The sequence below is a fragment of the Rhodovulum viride genome (genome assembly GCF_003265965.1).
GTDB lineage: Bacteria > Pseudomonadota > Alphaproteobacteria > Rhodobacterales > Rhodobacteraceae > Rhodovulum > Rhodovulum kholense.
The window spans coordinates 1-251 of the sequence record NZ_MUAV01000274.1 but is presented as its reverse complement, the minus strand read 5'-3'; the positions used below and the strand labels follow the sequence as shown (position 1 = coordinate 251).

1 pseudogene is annotated in these 251 nt (G+C 70.5%); it reads left to right on the top strand.

Going from position 1 to position 251, the window contains the following annotated elements:
• Positions 1–251 (top strand): annotated as a pseudogene (locus BYZ73_RS22155) (DNA primase family protein); the annotation flags it as partial.

Here is a 251-nt window from a genome sequence, read left to right as displayed (position 1 = left end):
CGCTCGCCCGCGCCTATGAGGATCTCGACGCCGATCCGCTGACCATCAACACCCTCTCGGGCACCCTGCGGTTTTCGGCGGCCGGGGCCGAGGGCATGTCGCCCGTGGCCGAGATGCGCGTCCAGCCCGAGCATCTGCGCGGCGATCTGCTGTCGAAGATCATGCCGGTCGCCTATGACCGCGCCGCGAACGCCCCGCGCTGGGACGCCTTCCTCGAGGAGATCCTGCCCGACGCCACCGTGCGCGAGTTC